Source organism: Streptosporangium sp. NPDC006013 (genome assembly GCF_040614275.1).
Classification (GTDB): domain Bacteria; phylum Actinomycetota; class Actinomycetes; order Streptosporangiales; family Streptosporangiaceae; genus Streptosporangium.
The window spans coordinates 18,271-33,559 of record NZ_JBEXUE010000050.1 but is presented as its reverse complement, the minus strand read 5'-3'; the positions used below and the strand labels follow the sequence as shown (position 1 = coordinate 33,559).

Genomic DNA, 15,289 nt, shown 5'->3' with positions numbered 1-15,289 from the left:
CGGCCGGGGCGCCCTGCTGGTGGTCTCCATCGCCAACGCGGCCCGCGCCCTGCCGACGCTCGGCCTGCTCGTCCTCATCGTGCTGCTGATGGGCGCCGTGCCCGGGGTGCCACCTGATCCGCTGTGACGGCATGATGGAAGGGTTGCCAGCACCTACCCCGGAGATGACTTGTGGCCATCAGCCGTGCGGAGTGCGTCGCGCTCGACGCCGCCGATCCCCTCAAGCGGATCAGGGACGAGTTCGTCCTGCCCGACGGGACGATCTACCTGGTCGGCAACTCGCTCGGCGCCCCGCCGAAGGCCGCCGCGGCCGCGGTCACCCGGACCGTGGAGCAGGAGTGGGGCGGCCGGCTGGTCGGTGCCTGGAACGTCTCCGGCTGGTACGACCTGCCGCTGACCACCGGTGACAGGATCGCTCCGCTGATCGGCGCGGGCCCCGGCCAGGTGGCGGTGGGCGAGAGCACCTCGATCGCCATCGTCAAGGCCGTGTCCGCCGCTCTGGGCCTGCGGCCGGAGCGCCGGGTCGTCGTCTCGGACCTGGCCAACTTCCCCACCGACCGTTACGTGGTCCAGGGGCTGGCGGAGGCGCTGGGCGGCTACGAGATCCGCGACATCACCGGCCTTGACGACCTTTCCGGCGCTCTCTCCGAGGACGTCGCGTGCGTGCTGCTGTCGGAGGTGGACTACCGGACCGGTGCCCGTCACGACACGGCGGCGGTCACCGCGCTGGTCCAGGCGGCGGGCGCGCTGATGATCTGGGACCTGTGCCACAGCGCCGGCGCGTACCAGGTGGACGTCTCGGCGGCCGACTTCGCGGTCGGCTGCACCTACAAGTACCTGAACGGCGGTCCGGGATCCCCGGCCTTCGTCTACGTCCACCCGGACCACCAGGCAGCGGGGCGGCACATGCTGACCGGCTGGCACGGTCACGCGGAGCCGTTCGCGTTCGAGCCGGACTTCCGTCCCGCCGACGGCATCCGGCGCTTCACCGTGAGCACCCCGCACGTGGTGTCCTACGCCCCGCTCAACGCCTCGCTCGACATCTGGGAGCGCGTCGACCTGGCCGCCGTGCGGGCCAAGAGCGTGGCACTGACCTCGCTCTTCATCGAGCTCGTCGAGGAGTTCTGCGCGCCGTACGGGCTGGGGCTCCTCTCGCCCAGGGACCCGGAGCGGCGGGGCAGTCAGGTCAGCTTCAGCCACCCGGACGGCTATCCGGTCATGCGTGCCCTGATCGACCGCGGCGTCCATGGTGACTTCCGCGCCCCCGACGTCCTCAGGTTCGGCTTCGCGCCGCTCTACATCCGTTTCGTGGACGTCTACGACGCGGCCGTGACCCTGGCCGAGGTGCTGGAGAAGGAGAGCTGGCGCGACGACCGCTACAGCCGGCGTCTCGCCGTCACCTGAGCATCCACCCCTCGGCGGGGGATGCTCAGCGGTCGCCCGGCTTGCGTCCCCTGAACATCGGGCGCCTGGTCTCCCAGTATCTCCAGCCCTCCACCCGCGCGGGGATGTTGGCCATGCCGGCGGTGACCTTGCGTACGTGGCAGTTGTAGACCCGGCGCCACGCCGTGAAACTCACCCGGTATCCGAATACGCGGTACCACAGGTTTCCGTACATGCCGTCGCTGATTTCCCGCGTGTATTCGTGTCCGGTCTCGATGATGTGCTCGTCCGCGAGCAGCGGGTTCACATTGTTTCGCAGCTGGCGGATTAGTTTACCCGTTTCGATCTCACCGACCTTTTCTCTTTCTATTTCCATCTCGGCGTACACGCGGTGTTGCCGGGTGACCGACGCCGCCATTGTGCCGCCGGGACCGTCGATGAACCGGGTACGGGGAATGAAGAAGTTCTTCGGCCTGAAGGAATGGAATCTGAAGAAGGACCTCGGCCTGCACTTCCTGCGTGCCTGTTCCGCGAGCGAAGGGCGGGAGTCGCCGGAACCGGTGGTGGTGAGGGGCTCGGTGCTGACCGAGGCGATGGGTGAGGTCGGGTTGGGCGGTGGCTCGACGAGCGCGGACGAGGTGGTGATCGAAGAGGGCTCAGCGCCGGTCGAGGTGCCGGTCGAGGTGCCGGCCGAGGCGGCGGGCGGGGTGCTGGTCGAGGTCGGGGCGGGTGGTGGGACGTTGGACGCGGACGCGGCCGCGGGTGTGGAAACGGTGACGGCGAGGGCCACGGAGAGGGAACCGGCCAAGGACAATACGGCCGTCCCCTTCATTGACCGATGTCCCTTGTGCCGGTTGCGTGGAACCATCGGGTTTCTTTGAGGTTCGGGGGTGGACATGGAGACCTCACTCCCTTCCACACGCGATCCACGATCGATCCGCTGGTCGGAATGTGGCCTCTGCCGTTATATGGAACCACTCAGCGCGACAGTGACGATGCTTACAGCCGGGATTCGCCACCACGCGGTGCCACGCCGACCCCCACCCCACCGAACAGGGAAAGAGCGGGTGAAAAGGCGTCCATGCCGCCCGACCGAGTGCCGCCCTGTTTTCCGCGCCGCCGTTTCCCGGCGCCTTCGTGACGGGCCTCAGCGGGGAACGATCGGCAAGGTGATGAAGGAGTCGGGGAAGACGGTCTGGTGCTGGACGACGAACTCGTCCAGCGCCGATTCCGCGGAGGTGCGGCCGTTGCCGGGGTTGAGGTCGAACCGCGGGAAGTTGGAGCTGGAGATCTCCACGCGGATGCGGTGCCCGGCTTTGAAGACCTGGCTGGTGGCCACCAGGCTGATCACGAACTCGGCGGGGCTGTCCGGCTCGGTGCGGGCCCTGAGGATGCCGTCGATCACGCTCATCGCGCGGCCGTCGGGGTGGACGTCGACCAGCTTGGCCGTCCAGTCGGTGCTGACCGCCGAGGTCGCCGCCCGCAGCGTGACCTGGAGCGGGCCGGTCACCTCGATGTCCGATTCGAGGACGTCGGTGGTGAAGCAGAGCACGTCGTGCCGGAGCTCCACCTCGCGCTGGTCCTGCGGGCCGACATTGGTGGCGTCGGCGAGCAGTAGCGGGCCTCCCACGGTGGGAACCGGATCACGGGGATCGAACACGAACGTGGCGGGGGCGGTCCTCGCGGGGGCGTCGGTCGACAGGCTGCCGTCGGAGCGCAGGTGGTAGCGGGTGTCGACGGCGCGGGCCAGCGGCCAGGCCTCCTCGTCCCGCCACACGTCGTCACCCATCACGAAGATTCGCACGGCCGGACCCTGGTCCGCGCCGCGCAGGAACTCCAGTTGCCGGCTCTCCAGCCGGGCCGCCGCCGCCGAGGCGGTGAAGCCGAAGTCGAGGGCACCGGTGCCCGCCGCGCCGGGACCGTGTGACCAGGGCCCGATGATCAGCGGACCACCCAGGCGGCGGTGGTTCTCCAGGGTGCCGGCGAGGAACAGGTCGAACCAGCCGGCCGTGTGCATGACCGGCACCTCGATCCGGTCGTGCCGCAGCGTCTCGGCCAGGCCCTCCCAGTAGGCGTCCCGCCTCGGGTGCGAGGTCCACTCCTGCCACCACGGGATGGCCGGTATGTCGCGGAGCGGGAGTGTCCGCGCGGCCCGCGCGGGATCGCCGATGACGGGCCGCAGCGCGCCGAACCCGGCCCCCACGTCCTCGCCCGCCGCCATCCTGCGCATCAGGTCGAGCATCGACTGCATCGATCCCCAGTTCAGCGACGAACCCAGGGCGAACGCCCCGCCGTGGTACTTCAGCCCGTCGTAGAAGTCGTGCGGCGTCATGGACGCGACCACGGCCTTCAGTCCCGGCGGGCGCATCGCCGCGGCCTGGAGCGCGCATCCGGCGAGGTACGACATCCCGGACGCCACGACCTCGCCGTTCGACCACGGCTGGGCGGTGATCCACTCGATGGTGTCGTAGCCGTCCGTCCCCTCGTCCAGCCAGGGCCGGAACGTGCCGTCACTGCTGCCGCGCCCCCGGCAGTGCTGGAGCACCACCGCGAACCCGGCCTCCAGCGCGGGGATCGTCGGTGTCATCCGGAACGAGCCCTCGCCGTACGGGGAGCGGACCAGCATGGTCGGGAACGGCCCGCCGGAGGCGGGGCGGTAGACGTCGCCGCGCAGGATCGTGCCGTCGCGCATGGGGACGGGGGTGTCGTGCTCGGCGGCGAGGGGGAGCGCTGCGCGGTCGAGTTTCGCCATGGGGGCTCCTCAGGTCAGGGTGTAGGCGTCGTAGCGGACGGCATCGGCGGTGCGGGACGCCGAGGCCACGGCCAGGGTGCGGTTGAGCCACAGGTAACGTTCGTCGCCGGTCTCGAAGCGGCAGAACAGCCGGAAGTAGTACTCGCCAGGGTGGACGGGCTCACTCCGAGACAGGCGCTCCAGGACGGGGGGAGGGCCGTGCCGCACCCCGCTGGTGGAGATGAACAGGTGCGCGCCGTCGTGGGTGCGCAGCGTGTAGCGGGTGTCGATGCTGGCCATGCCGTCGGCGTGCAGGACCTGCCAGTCGGCGCCGCCGGGCAGCACGGTCCCGGAGAGGCGCGGCCCCTCGAACGACCCGCCCACGATGTTGATCACCCGGCGCCTGCCCCACTGGGAGTCGCCGAGGTCGAGGATCGGGTCGAGTTCCACGTGAAACACGGCGAGCGGTTCGAGGTTCACCGCGTCACGCTCCAGGACGGGCGCTCGTTCAGCGACACCGGGTCGAAGCCCGCCGTGCGCTTGTACGACGCGGCGATCTCGGTCCGCTCGGCGAGGGGGACGACCCGCTCGATGTCGTCGAAGCCGTCCGGGGCACGCTCGTGGGCGAGCCTCATCACCACCTCGGGGCCCATCTGCCGGTTGGACAGCTGCAGCGCGGTGGTCACCGGGCGGCGGGCCGCCTCGTAGGCGGCGAGGTCGCCGTGCGCGAGGGAGTGGGCGAGCACCCGGGCATCGATGATCGCCTGGGAGGCGCCGTTGGAGCCGATCGGGTACATGGCGTGGGCGGCGTCGCCCAGCAGGGTCACGTTGCCCGAGGTCCAGTACGGCAGCGGGTCGCGGTCGACCATCGGGTACTCGTACGCCGCCTCGGCACCGGAGATGATCCCGGGCACGTCCAGCCAGTCGAACCGCCAGTCCGCGAAGTGCTCGACGATCCGCTGAGGATCCGCCGGGCGGTTCCAGTCGCCCCGGGCCGGGGCCTCGCCGTCCAGCGGGCGTTCGGCGATCCAGTTGATCAGTGTCCGCTCGCCCGTCTCGATCGGATAGGCCACGAACTTCCGCGTGCCGTCCCCGGCCATGATCATGGATCGCCCGGTCAGGAACGGCTCGCCGTAGGTCGTGCCGCGCCACAGGACCAGCCCGTTCCAGGGCGGTGCTCCCTCGCCGGGGAACAGGTGCGCCCGGACCGCCGAGTGGATGCCGTCCGCTCCGACCAGCAGGTCGTCCGCCTCGATCCGCAGGTCGCCCGTCCCGATCCGCAGGCCGTCCGCGCCGGACCCGGGGCGCGGGCCGGTGGAGACGACGCGGCTGCCGGTCCGCACGGCCTGCGCGCCGAGGCGCTCGATCACGGCCTCCAGCAGGAGCATCTGCAGGCGTCCGCGGTGGATCGAGTACTGCGGCCAGCCGTATCCCGCGCCCAGGCCCCTGGGCTCCGACCAGATCGGCGTGCCGTACCGGTTGAAGTAGGCCAGCTCCCCGGTGGCCACCCCGATCTCGGCCAGCCGCTCCGCGAGGCCGAGCTCGGTGAGCTCGCGCACGGCGTGCGGCAGCAGGTTGATGCCCACGCCCAGCGGGCGGATCTCCCCGGCGGCCTCGCACACGACCACGTCCTCGAAGCCGGCGGCGTGCAGGCTGAGCGCTGTCGCCAGCCCGCCGATGCCGCCTCCGGCGATGACCACCCGCACAGGCGCCTCCGGTAGATTGTTATGGCCGTAACAATATTCACGACGGACCTCTCGTTGCGCAAGACTTGGCCGATGGACAGAGCAGACCTCCGCTACGCCGCCTACGCGCGTGAGCGCCTGGCGGCCATGCCGCCCCCGGCCGACGCCGAGGCCTTCGCGCTGGCCTACAACCTGCTCCAGCTGGCCTACCTGCTCGTCACGGACCTGGAGACGCGCATCCACCGCCCGCGAGGCTGGACCCTTCCCGGCTTCCGCCTGATGTTCAAACTCTGGCTGCTCGGCCCCACCCAGCCCGCCAGGCTCGCGGAGATCTCCGCCACGTCCCGCTCCGCGGTGACCAACGCGGTCAACACCCTTGAGCGGGACGGCCTGGTCGAGCGCCGCCCGCTCCCCGAGGACAGGCGGGCCGTGGTGGTCGGCCTCACCCCGGCGGGCGAGGCGGCGGTCCGTGAGATCTTCGCCGAGCAGACGAGCAGGGAGCAGGAGTGGTTCTCCTGTCTGCGGGCCGATGAGCGCGAGAACCTCACGGACCTTCTCGGCCGGGTCCTCGCCGCCCGGCCGGGGGACGCCCCCTGATCGGAGCCGGCTGAGCAGAGTCGACACGGGCCGGCCCGGGCGCCAGAGGCCGCTCGGTCCACCGGGCGGACGCCGTCCGGCTCAGGGGCGCGGGATGCTCCGCAGATTCGCCTTCGCCATGTCGATCATGCGCCCGACCCCGCCGGTGAGCACGATCTTGCCCGCGGCCAGGGCGAACCCCTTCACCTGCTCGGGGGTGATGCGCGGTGGCATGGCCAGCACGTCGGGGTCGGTGACCACGTCCAGCAGGAAGGGCCCGGGGGTCGCGAAGGCGCGGGCCAGGGCCTCCCGTACGTCCGCGGGGTCCTCCACCCGCAACGATTCGATGCCGGCCGCGGCGGCGATCGCCGCGTAGTCGACGGGAGCGTGGTCGGTGCCGAAGTCGGGCAACCCGTCCACCATCATCTCCAGCTTCACCATGCCGAGCGAGGAGTTGTTGAACACCACCGTCTTCACCGGCAGGTCGTGCAGCCGGACCGTGAGCAGCTCCCCGAGGAGCATGCCGAGCCCGCCGTCCCCGGACAGCGAGACGACCTGCCGCCGGCGGTCGGTGAACTGGGCGCCGACGGCGTGCGGGAGCGCGTTGGCCATGCTCCCGTGCACGAACGAGCCGATGATGCGGCGGCGGCCGTTGGGACTGAGATAGCGGGCGGCCCAGACGTTGCACATCCCGGTGTCCACCGTGAACACCGCGTCGTCGTCGGCGAGCTCGTCCATCAGGTTCGCGACGTACTCGGGGTGGATCGGGCGGTGATGCTCGATGTCGTGCGTGTACGCCTCCACCACGTTCTCCAGCGCCTTCAGATGCCTGGCCAGCATCCTGTCGAGCTGGCGGCGGTCCGTCTTCTGCGTGACGTGCGGCAGCACCGCGCGGATCGTCGCGCCGACATCGCCGTGTACGGCCAGCTCCAGCGGGGTCCTGCGGCCCAGCCGTGCCGGGTCGTGGTCGATCTGGACCGTGCGCGCCCCCGGCAGGAAGTCGTCGTAGGGGAAGTCGGTCCCCGCCAGCACCACCAGGTCCGCCTCGCGCATCGCGTCGTAGCAGGCGCCGTAGCCGAGCAGCCCGCTCATCCCCACGTCGTAGGGGTTGTCGTACTGGATCCATTCCTTGCCGCGCAGCGCGTGCCCGACCGGTGCCAGGGTGCGCCCGGCCAGCCCCATGACCTCCTCGCGGGCGTGGCGCGTCCCGGCGCCGCAGAACAGCATCACCTTCTCGGCGCGGTTCAGCGCCTCGGCCAGCTCGGCCACCTGGTCGGCGGGCGGCACGACCGTGCCGGTCCGGGTCAGGAAGTCGTGTTCACCGGTGGCGCGGGCGGTGGACATGCTCGCCACGTCACCGGGGAGCACCACCACCGAGACGCCGCCGAGGCCGATCGCCTGCTGTACCGCGATGCGCAGCACCCGGGGCATCTGCTCGGGCGTGCCGACCATGTCGCAGAAGTGGCTGCACTCCACGAAGAGACGCCCCGGATGGGTCTCCTGGAAGAAGCCGGTGCCGATCTGAGTGGAGGGGATGTGCGAGGCCAGCGCGAGCACGGGGGCGCCGCTGCGGTGGGCGTCGTAGAGCCCCTGGATCAGGTGGGTGTTGCCGGGGCCGCAACTGCCCGCGCAGGCCGCCAGGCGCCCGGTGACCTGCGCCTCGGCCGCGGCCGCGAACGCCCCCGCCTCCTCGTTGCGTACGTGGACCCACTCGATGTGGCCGGACTTCCTGACCGCGTCGACCACCGGGTTCAGGCTGTCGCCCACCACCCCGTAGATCCTTTCCACCCCGGCCTGGCGGAGAACCTCGATGAACTGCTCGGCGACGGTCGCCATGGTGCCCCCTCGTGTATGGCGTCACCGGTGTACCTCACCGCATTTCGCCGCGTCACTCCCCGGGGAGGCGTTCGACCGGCCGCACGGTGTGTCGCTCGGCGGCGGGACCGCTGTTTGCTTACCGAGCAAAAGGCTCATGTTCGGACATGATGTGGCCTGGGGGATACGTTCTTCAGGGAGAGGGGGTACGTCCCGCCGAAAGCCTGTCACTTTCCGTGGTGCGCCGCTTACCATGCGACGGAGGTCACCCACTTTCGGAAGGTTCTACATGACCGGGCAGAACTCCGCGACCGCGTCTGACTACGTGTTCGACAACGACGGGGATCACTCGTCCGACCAGCACCGCTACCTCGCCCAGCTCCTTGACCCGCTGACCTTCGAGCGCCTCGCCCTGACCGGCGTCGGAGCCGGCTGGAACTGCCTGGAGGTCGGGGCCGGCGGGGGCAGCGTGGCGCTCTGGCTGGCCGAGCGGGTGGCGCCCGACGGGCGCGTGCTGGCGACCGACATCAAACCCGGTCTGATCCCGTCCAGGCCGGGGCTGACCGTCGTCCGCCACGACGTCGTCGCCGACCCGCTGCCGGTGGACGCGTTCGACCTGATCCACGCCCGGCTCGTGCTCAGCCACCTGCCCCAGCGCCGCCAGGTGCTGCGGCGCCTGCGCGCCGCGCTGCGGCCCGGCGGCTGGCTGCAGATCGACGAGATCGACATCACCCGCTGGGTGGCGCCGCCCACCCCCGGCGGGCGGGAGGGAGAGCTGTACGGGGCCTACATCGCCGCGATGACCCGGGTGCTGGGCGCCGCGGGCAGCGATCCGACCTGGGGCGGTTCCGCCGCGCGGGAGATGGCCGGGGCGGGCCTGGTCGATGTCGACCCGGTGCGCTGGACCGAGGTGTGGGAGCGCGGCTCCGCCGGGCTCGGTCTCCTGATCAGCAACAGTCACCACCTGGAGGAGCGCCTGGTGGAGGCGGGGATGACCGCACGGCAACTCCGGGAGGTCCGCGAGGTCATGTCGGCCCCGGGGTTCAGCGCGCCCTCCTTCGAGATCCACTCGATCCTCGCCCGCAGGGCCTGCGACGGCTGAGGGCGAGACGGGCGCGTCCTGCCGAGCCGGAGAACCGCTCTCGGCCCGGCAGGACGAGACCGGCTCCCGGAAAGGAGGATCCGGGAGGTGGGCCCGGAGATGACATGATCGGGAGGGGGCTAGGTGGGCGGGCCGGGGGTAGAGGCCGTGGCATGACGGTCACGGGCTGCACCGCGCGGATCTCCGAGGCGTGGAAGCGTGCCCGCCACCGCCATGGCTGGCTGGATCACCTGGTGCGCGCAGGGGTGCGCTACGACGAGGTGGACGCCGGACGGCTGTCGGCGGCGCTCACCTACTACTCGTTCTTCGCCGTGTTCGCGCTGGGGCTGCTCGGGTTCGCCATCATCGGCCAGGTCCTCGACGACCCGGAGGTGGTGCGCACGGTGCAGGGCTACCTCTCGGAGAACTTCCCCCGGCTGGACGTGCAGGCGCTGCAGGACGCCAGGAGCACGGCCGGCGCGATCGCCTTCGTCGGCCTGCCCATCACCGGCCTGTTCTGGATGGACGCGCTGCGCTCGGCGATCAGGGCCACCTGGCGGATCGAGGAGTATCCGGGCCGCCTCGTGGTGCGCCAGATCATCGACCTGGGAGTGATGGCGGGCCTCGGGTTGCTGCTGTCGGCCTCGCTCGCGGTGGCCTTCGTCGCGGAGACGGTGCTGAACTGGATGTTCCTGCACACGGTGGGCGTCGACGACACGCTGTCGCGATGGCTGCTGTCGGCCGCCGCGTTCGTGCTCGGCCTGGCCGTCAACACCCTGCTGGCGGTCGCCCTGCTCTGCGGCCCGCCTCGGCTGAGACTGCCGCCGAGCCGGGTCCTCGGGCCCGCGCTGCTCATCACCGCCGGCCTGGAGGCCCTCAAGTCCCTGGGGCAGTTCTATCTGGAGCTGACAGTGGGCAACCCCGCCTACCAGGTGGTCGCCGGAGCCGTCGGGATGCTGGTCTTCCTCAAGATCCTCAACCAGCTGATCCTCTTCGCGGCGGCGCTCACCGCCACCGGCACCACGGGCACCGTGGTCGACCTGGCCGCCCGCCGCGCCCGCTCCGAGGCGGCGCGTGAGGGCTTCTCGCCGGACGCCCCGCGGGGCCGGGCGGATGGTTCCCCGGAGCCGGCTCCGGCCACTCCCCACGACGGCCCGCAAGGCGCCGGGCACCTCGGCACGCGGGATCCGGCCGTCTGATTTTCGGGTGTTCACCGACGTCACGCTCGGTGACCGGGCGTCAGGGCCGATGCCCTGCCACCGGGTGCTCGGGCGTCGGCGGGCGGTAACGGAATGCTCTCGATCCGTGGCGGCGGAGACGCCGGTTTCGCGCGCCCGCACCCACGCTGAGCTGCATGATCGTCTGGAGCCCCGGCCCTCGCAGGTGAGCAGTCTCGTGACCTGTCGCGAACATTGAGATTCAATCTTCGCTCTGCGGCTTGAAGCTACATATGTCCCATGGGCATAGTGTTTCGAATCACATACGCACCAGTCGCGGCGTGCGACCGCGGGGCTCTCCGGGCCCGGCGGCTGTCGGCCACGCGCAGGAACCGCGGATTGGACAAGACGAATGAGATCCGCCCCTCCGATCCGCTCGAAGATTCTTAAGATCCTCGTCATTCCTGTGCTCTCGCTGATCGCCCTCTGGGTGGTCATCGCCTACACGGCGGTCTCACAGATCGCCGGCATCTCCCAGACACAGACCCGCTGGCAGGTGACCGGGGTGCCGATCCAGGAGATGATCGTCGAGATCCAGCGCGAGCGCCGGCTCTCCGCCGACGCGGCCGGGGCCACCGCACAGAACAAGCCGCTCTCCGAACAGCGGCGAGCCACCAACAGCACGGTGGATCGGGTACGCCAGGCGATCTCGTCCGCCGAGGGCTACGAGCCGGAGAACGCTCCGACCGACATGCGGATCCTGAAGTCGGCCATGGACGGGCTCGTTCTGGTGCGCGCCTCCGCCGACAACGGCTCGATGAGCGCGATCCAGGTGACCGACGCCTACAACGCCTTCATCAGCGCCGCCAACAAGCAGTTCGGCGACTCGACGGTGCTTGCCGACGTGTCGTCCTTCCGCGTCATCCGCGGCATGACCGCCTACAGCACCGCCGCCGAGTACCTGGGCAGGGAGCAGGCCGTACTCGCCCCGGTGCTGAAGCACGGCACGATGACACACGCCGAGCAGGCGGCCTTCGTCGCGGCGGTGACCAGCCGGAGGCACTTCCTGGCCAACGCGGAGCTGGACATGAGTCCCGAACTGCAGGCGCGCTACCGGCAGGTCGCCGGGGACGCCGTCCACCAGCGGCTGCTGGCCGCCGAGAACAAGATCTTCGCGTGGGACCTCAAGGGGAAGCCGCCGCTGGACGCCGCCGAGTGGAAGCGGGACTCCGGGACGGTGCTGAGCACGGTCAACCAGCACACCCAGGAGGAGCTGGCCCGCGCCACGATCAAGGGCAACGAGCTCAGGAGTTCGGCGTTCCTGCGCATCGGGCTGGTCCTGGGCCTGGGCCTGCTCGCGATCATCGTCTCGATCGTGTTCTCCTACCGGTTCGGCCGCTCCCTGGTCGATGAGCTGAAGCGACTCCAGGCCTCGGCCGTGGAACTGGCGGAAGAGCGGCTGCCGCGACTGGTCGAGCGGCTGCGCAGGGGTGAGGACGTGGACCCGGCGACCGAGGCTCCCGAATTGGATCGCGCCAACACCGCCGAGGTCGACCGGGTCGTGCACGCGTTCTCCGCGGTGCAGCGCACCGCGGTGGAGGCCGCGGTCGGCCAGGCCACCCTCCGCAAGGGCGTCAGCCAGGTCTTCCTGAACCTCGCCTGGCGCAACCAGGCGCTGCTCCACCGCCAGCTCACGCTCCTGGACACGATGGAGCGCCGCGTCGAGGAGCCGGAGACCCTGGAGGATCTCTTCAAGCTCGACCACCTGACCACCCGCATGCGGCGGCACGCGGAGAACCTGATCATCCTGTCCGAGGCGGCCCCCGCCCGCAGATGGCGCGACCCGGTGCCGATCTTCGACGTGGTGCGCAGCGCCGTGCTCGAGGTCGAGGACTACACCCGCGTCACGGTCCTGCCCATGCCGCAGGCGCCGCTGCTGGTGGGCGCTGCGGTCACCGACGTGATCCACCTGATCGCCGAACTGGTGGAGAACGCCGCGGTCTTCTCGCCGCCGAACACGGTGGTCCACGTACGGAGCATGGTGGCGGCCAACGGCTTCGCGCTGGAGGTCGAGGACCGGGGGCTGGGGCTGAACCAGGCCACCCTCGACGAGCTCAACGCCAAGCTCGCCGACCCGCCGGAGTTCGACCTGGCCGACAGCGACAGGCTCGGCCTGTTCGTCGTCGCCAGGCTCGCGGCCCGGCACGGGATCAAGGTCGTGCTGCGGCCCTCGCCGTACGACGGCACCACCGCGATCGTGCTGCTGCCGCAGAGTCTCCTCGCCACCTGCGAGGCACTGACCGCCGAGGACGTCCCCCGGGTACGCCGGGTGGGCTCCCATCCGGGCGGGCCGGTGCGGGCGCTGGCCGCGGCCCCTGAGGTGCTGCCCGGGGCGTTCTACAGTTCGCAGGACCTGCCGGTGGCGCGCACTCCCGAGCCCTCGCCGGGTTGGTTCCCCGCGCCACAGCAGCGGCAGGAGACCCCGGTCCCCTCGATGCCCGTGCGGCGGGCGGTGTCCGTACCGGACATCGACGAGGACCTGGACGGGTTGCCGGTGCGGGTGCGGCAGGCCAGCCTGGCCCCCCAGCTCCGTCAGACGCGCTCACCGGAGCGGCGCGACGTTCCCGCGCGTACTCCCGAGGAGCTCTCAAACCTCATGTCGTCCATGCAACGAGGCTGGCAGCAGGGTCGCAGCCAGACCGAGCAGGACCAGGACGTGTGGAAGCGAAAGGATGGCCACTCCGATGCCCGACCCCAGATCTGAACTGAGCTGGCTGCTCGACGACCTGACCCAGCGGGTCCCCGGTATCCGGCACGCGATCGTGCTGTCCGCCGACGGCCTGGCGATGGGCGGCTCCCGGGAGCTGACCCGGGAGGACGCCGAGCACCTGTCCGCCATCTCCGCCGGGAGTCACAGCCTCGCGCTGGGCACCGGGCGGCACTTCGGCCTCGGCGGTGTGCGGCAGACCATCATCGAGATGGAGGGAGGCTTCCTGTTCGTCACCGCGGCGGGGCAGGGAGCCCGGTTGGCCGTGCTGGCCGCGGGCGATGCCGAACTCGGCATGGTGACCTACGAGATGGCGCTGTTGGTCAAGCGCGTCGGCGAGCACCTGTCCTCACAGCCGAGGGGAGTTGCCCCGGCGCCCGCCTGGAACGGTGCGAGATCGTGACGGGAGAGGATCCCGGGCCCTTGGTCAGGCTCTTCGGGGTGACCGGCGGTCGGGCGCGCCCGATCGGGGAGAGCTTCGACCTGGTGGCCATCGTCACGACCGTCGACATCCCCTTCGAGCCGGTCGGGTTGATGCCCGAGCATCTCGACGTGCTGTCGGCGTGCCGCCGGCCCACCCCCGTGGCGGACGTGGCGGCGCACCTCAAGCTGCCGCTCAACATCACCCGCGTACTCCTCAGCGAACTGCGCCGCGAGGGCCTGGTCACCATCGACAAGCCCCGGCCGATGGGGAAGACGATCGACGAACGCATCTACAGGGAAGTGCTGCATGGAATACGCGGCCTCTGAGCCGGGCATGAGCCCGGTCGACAGCCCGGCGATGGCCATCAAGATCCTTGTCGCCGGCGGTTTCGGGGTCGGCAAGACGACCATGGTCGGTACGATCAGCGAGATCAGGCCCCTGCACACCGAGGAACTGCTGAGCGAGCGCGGTGTCGGCGTGGACGACGTCGCGGGCGTTGAGTCGAAGATCACCACGACCGTGGCGCTGGACTTCGGCCGGATCACCATCCGTGACGGGCTCTGGCTCTACCTGTTCGGCACTCCGGGCCAGGACAGGTTCTGGTTCATGTGGGACGAGCTCTCCGTCGGCGCGCTCGGCGCGGTCGTGCTCGCCGACACCCGTCGTCTGCAGGACTGCTTCCCCGCGGTGGACTACTTCGAGCAGCGCGGGCTCCCGTTCGTGGTGGCGGTCAACTGCTTCGACGGCGCGCGGCGGCACGACCCGATCAAGATACGGAGGGCGCTGGGGCTGGACGGGGTGGCCCCGATCATCCTCTGTGACGTGCGCAGGCGCGAGTCGGTCAAGGAGGTGCTGACCACGCTGGTCACCTACTCGGCGGGAGGCGCCTTCCAGGCGGCTCACGCGGGCGCCTGACGGTCACCGTTCGCCTTCGAGGGGTTCACGGCGCTCCGCGCCCCGCAGCCTGTCGCGCTCTCCCAGCAGGCGAGCGGTCTCTGCGGAGACCTCGGTGGCCAGCACGGCCGACACGACGTCGATCAGGTGGCTGGTGAAGAGCCGGTCGTCCTTGCCCTCGGGTCCCGCGGCGCGGCGGGCGAGCTCCACGTAGGTCACCCGGATGGCCATGAAACGCTGGTGCAGCCGGCGCAGCGCGACCTCGGAGAGCAGCGGGGCCACCAGCTCGCGCCACCGGTTGATGCTCTGCCGAGGATCGGCCTGCATGCTCCGCAGGGCGGGGAGGTCGCCGCGCTGGACGAGCTGCTCCATGATCCGTAGATATGGCCGGCCGCCGTCGGGGTCGGCCAGCTTGGCGGCCATCGGCCGCACCAGCGCGGCGGCGAGGGCGCGGCGGGCCTCGGCCTCCGGAAGGCTCCCCCTGGACTCGTACTCGTCGAGCAGCTGGTGGCGGCGGGCCTCGATCTCGGGATGGTGCTTGGCGAGCACCGCGTTCAGCAGTCCCGTCCGATCCCCGAAGTGGTACTGGAGCGCCGTCGAGTTGCGTTGCCCGGCGGCATTGTTGATCTCGCGAAGTGACACGCCGTCGATTCCCCGCTCGGCGAACAGCCGCTCGGCCGCCGCCACCAGGCGCCTGCCGGTCGCTTCCGGGTTAGGGGGCATGCGCGCTCCTGCCTTGCCGGTGGATCTGTCGATCGTTAAGGTAATAATGCATC

15 protein-coding genes are annotated in these 15,289 nt (G+C 70.6%); 9 read left to right on the top strand and 6 right to left on the bottom strand.

What is annotated here, in order from left to right; all coding sequences use genetic code 11:
- Positions 1 to 171: 171 nt before the first annotated feature.
- Complete coding sequence (kynU, locus tag ABZ260_RS10960; RefSeq protein WP_355615588.1) at positions 172 to 1,404, top strand: kynureninase; 1,233 nt, start codon at positions 172 to 174, stop codon at positions 1,402 to 1,404.
- 25 nt (positions 1,405 to 1,429) lie between these two features.
- Here kynU and ABZ260_RS10955 read toward each other — a convergent pair whose 3' ends face one another.
- On the bottom strand, positions 1,430 to 1,771 hold the full coding sequence (locus tag ABZ260_RS10955; protein ID WP_355615586.1) for a hypothetical protein: 342 nt from the start codon (positions 1,769 to 1,771) through the stop codon (positions 1,430 to 1,432).
- 13 nt (positions 1,772 to 1,784) lie between these two features.
- On the opposite strand from ABZ260_RS10955, the gene ABZ260_RS10950 reads away from it, so the two are divergent.
- A complete protein-coding gene (locus ABZ260_RS10950; RefSeq protein WP_355615584.1) occupies positions 1,785 to 2,264 on the top strand; it encodes a hypothetical protein in 480 nt (159 codons plus the stop codon).
- 266 nt (positions 2,265 to 2,530) lie between these two features.
- Here ABZ260_RS10950 and ABZ260_RS10945 read toward each other — a convergent pair whose 3' ends face one another.
- The 3 genes from ABZ260_RS10945 to ABZ260_RS10935 are packed head-to-tail and all read right to left on the bottom strand — an operon-like array spanning position 2,531 to position 5,820.
- Positions 2,531 to 4,135, bottom strand: coding sequence for a CocE/NonD family hydrolase (locus ABZ260_RS10945; protein WP_355615582.1), 1,605 nt, complete (start codon positions 4,133 to 4,135; stop codon positions 2,531 to 2,533).
- A gap of 9 nt (positions 4,136 to 4,144) precedes the next feature.
- Positions 4,145 to 4,594 (bottom strand): DUF3237 domain-containing protein, encoded by a 450-nt coding sequence (locus tag ABZ260_RS10940; RefSeq protein WP_355615580.1) that lies wholly within the window; start codon positions 4,592 to 4,594, stop codon positions 4,145 to 4,147.
- Positions 4,591 to 5,820 (bottom strand): flavin-dependent oxidoreductase, encoded by a 1,230-nt coding sequence (locus ABZ260_RS10935; RefSeq protein WP_355615578.1) that lies wholly within the window; start codon positions 5,818 to 5,820, stop codon positions 4,591 to 4,593. The genes ABZ260_RS10940 and ABZ260_RS10935 overlap by 4 nt, the downstream gene beginning before the upstream one ends.
- Before the next feature lie 72 nt (positions 5,821 to 5,892).
- Here ABZ260_RS10935 and ABZ260_RS10930 point away from each other — a divergent pair, with 72 nt between their 5' ends.
- Positions 5,893 to 6,396, top strand: a complete 504-nt coding sequence (locus tag ABZ260_RS10930; RefSeq protein WP_355615576.1) for a MarR family transcriptional regulator — start codon at positions 5,893 to 5,895, stop codon at positions 6,394 to 6,396.
- Between the two features lie 81 nt (positions 6,397 to 6,477).
- Here ABZ260_RS10930 and ABZ260_RS10925 read toward each other — a convergent pair whose 3' ends face one another.
- Positions 6,478 to 8,211 (bottom strand): pyruvate dehydrogenase, encoded by a 1,734-nt coding sequence (locus ABZ260_RS10925; protein WP_355615574.1) that lies wholly within the window; start codon positions 8,209 to 8,211, stop codon positions 6,478 to 6,480.
- Between the two features lie 268 nt (positions 8,212 to 8,479).
- On the opposite strand from ABZ260_RS10925, the gene ABZ260_RS10920 reads away from it, so the two are divergent.
- The 6 genes from ABZ260_RS10920 (at position 8,480) to ABZ260_RS10895 (ending at position 14,534) form a co-directional block, all read left to right on the top strand.
- The gene (locus tag ABZ260_RS10920; RefSeq protein WP_355615571.1) at positions 8,480 to 9,292 is read left to right on the top strand and encodes a class I SAM-dependent methyltransferase; all 813 of its coding nucleotides are present in this window, start codon (positions 8,480 to 8,482) and stop codon (positions 9,290 to 9,292) included.
- A gap of 152 nt (positions 9,293 to 9,444) precedes the next feature.
- Positions 9,445 to 10,470, top strand: coding sequence for a YihY/virulence factor BrkB family protein (locus ABZ260_RS10915; RefSeq protein ID WP_355615569.1), 1,026 nt, complete (start codon positions 9,445 to 9,447; stop codon positions 10,468 to 10,470).
- Between the two features lie 370 nt (positions 10,471 to 10,840).
- Complete coding sequence (locus ABZ260_RS10910) at positions 10,841 to 13,192, top strand: nitrate- and nitrite sensing domain-containing protein (RefSeq protein WP_355615567.1); 2,352 nt, start codon at positions 10,841 to 10,843, stop codon at positions 13,190 to 13,192.
- Positions 13,173 to 13,598: a roadblock/LC7 domain-containing protein gene (locus ABZ260_RS10905; RefSeq protein WP_355615565.1), complete on the top strand. Its 426-nt coding sequence runs from the start codon at positions 13,173 to 13,175 to the stop codon at positions 13,596 to 13,598. The genes ABZ260_RS10910 and ABZ260_RS10905 overlap by 20 nt, the downstream gene beginning before the upstream one ends.
- A gap of 20 nt (positions 13,599 to 13,618) precedes the next feature.
- Complete coding sequence (locus ABZ260_RS10900; RefSeq protein WP_355550238.1) at positions 13,619 to 13,945, top strand: DUF742 domain-containing protein; 327 nt, start codon at positions 13,619 to 13,621, stop codon at positions 13,943 to 13,945.
- The gene (locus ABZ260_RS10895; protein WP_350959506.1) at positions 13,926 to 14,534 is read left to right on the top strand and encodes an ATP/GTP-binding protein; all 609 of its coding nucleotides are present in this window, start codon (positions 13,926 to 13,928) and stop codon (positions 14,532 to 14,534) included. The genes ABZ260_RS10900 and ABZ260_RS10895 overlap by 20 nt, the downstream gene beginning before the upstream one ends.
- 3 nt (positions 14,535 to 14,537) lie before the next feature.
- On the opposite strand, the gene ABZ260_RS10890 is transcribed toward ABZ260_RS10895, so the two are convergent.
- Positions 14,538 to 15,236, bottom strand: coding sequence for a helix-turn-helix domain-containing protein (locus ABZ260_RS10890; RefSeq protein WP_355615563.1), 699 nt, complete (start codon positions 15,234 to 15,236; stop codon positions 14,538 to 14,540).
- Between the last annotated feature and the right edge of the window lie 53 nt (positions 15,237 to 15,289).

Excerpts from the sequence above, each read along its gene's own strand:
- ABZ260_RS10945 (WP_355615582.1), bottom strand. The coding sequence starts at position 4,135 with ATGGCGAAACTCGACCGCGCAGCGCTCCCCCTCGCCGCCGAGCACGAC.
- ABZ260_RS10930 (WP_355615576.1), top strand. The coding sequence starts at position 5,893 with ATGGACAGAGCAGACCTCCGCTACGCCGCCTACGCGCGTGAGCGCCTG.
- ABZ260_RS10925 (WP_355615574.1), bottom strand. The coding sequence starts at position 8,211 with ATGGCGACCGTCGCCGAGCAGTTCATCGAGGTTCTCCGCCAGGCCGGG.
- ABZ260_RS10920 (WP_355615571.1), top strand. The coding sequence starts at position 8,480 with ATGACCGGGCAGAACTCCGCGACCGCGTCTGACTACGTGTTCGACAAC.
- ABZ260_RS10915 (WP_355615569.1), top strand. The coding sequence starts at position 9,445 with ATGACGGTCACGGGCTGCACCGCGCGGATCTCCGAGGCGTGGAAGCGT.
- ABZ260_RS10910 (WP_355615567.1), top strand. The coding sequence starts at position 10,841 with ATGAGATCCGCCCCTCCGATCCGCTCGAAGATTCTTAAGATCCTCGTC.
- ABZ260_RS10905 (WP_355615565.1), top strand. The coding sequence starts at position 13,173 with ATGCCCGACCCCAGATCTGAACTGAGCTGGCTGCTCGACGACCTGACC.
- ABZ260_RS10895 (WP_350959506.1), top strand. The coding sequence starts at position 13,926 with ATGGAATACGCGGCCTCTGAGCCGGGCATGAGCCCGGTCGACAGCCCG.
- ABZ260_RS10890 (WP_355615563.1), bottom strand. The coding sequence starts at position 15,236 with ATGCCCCCTAACCCGGAAGCGACCGGCAGGCGCCTGGTGGCGGCGGCC.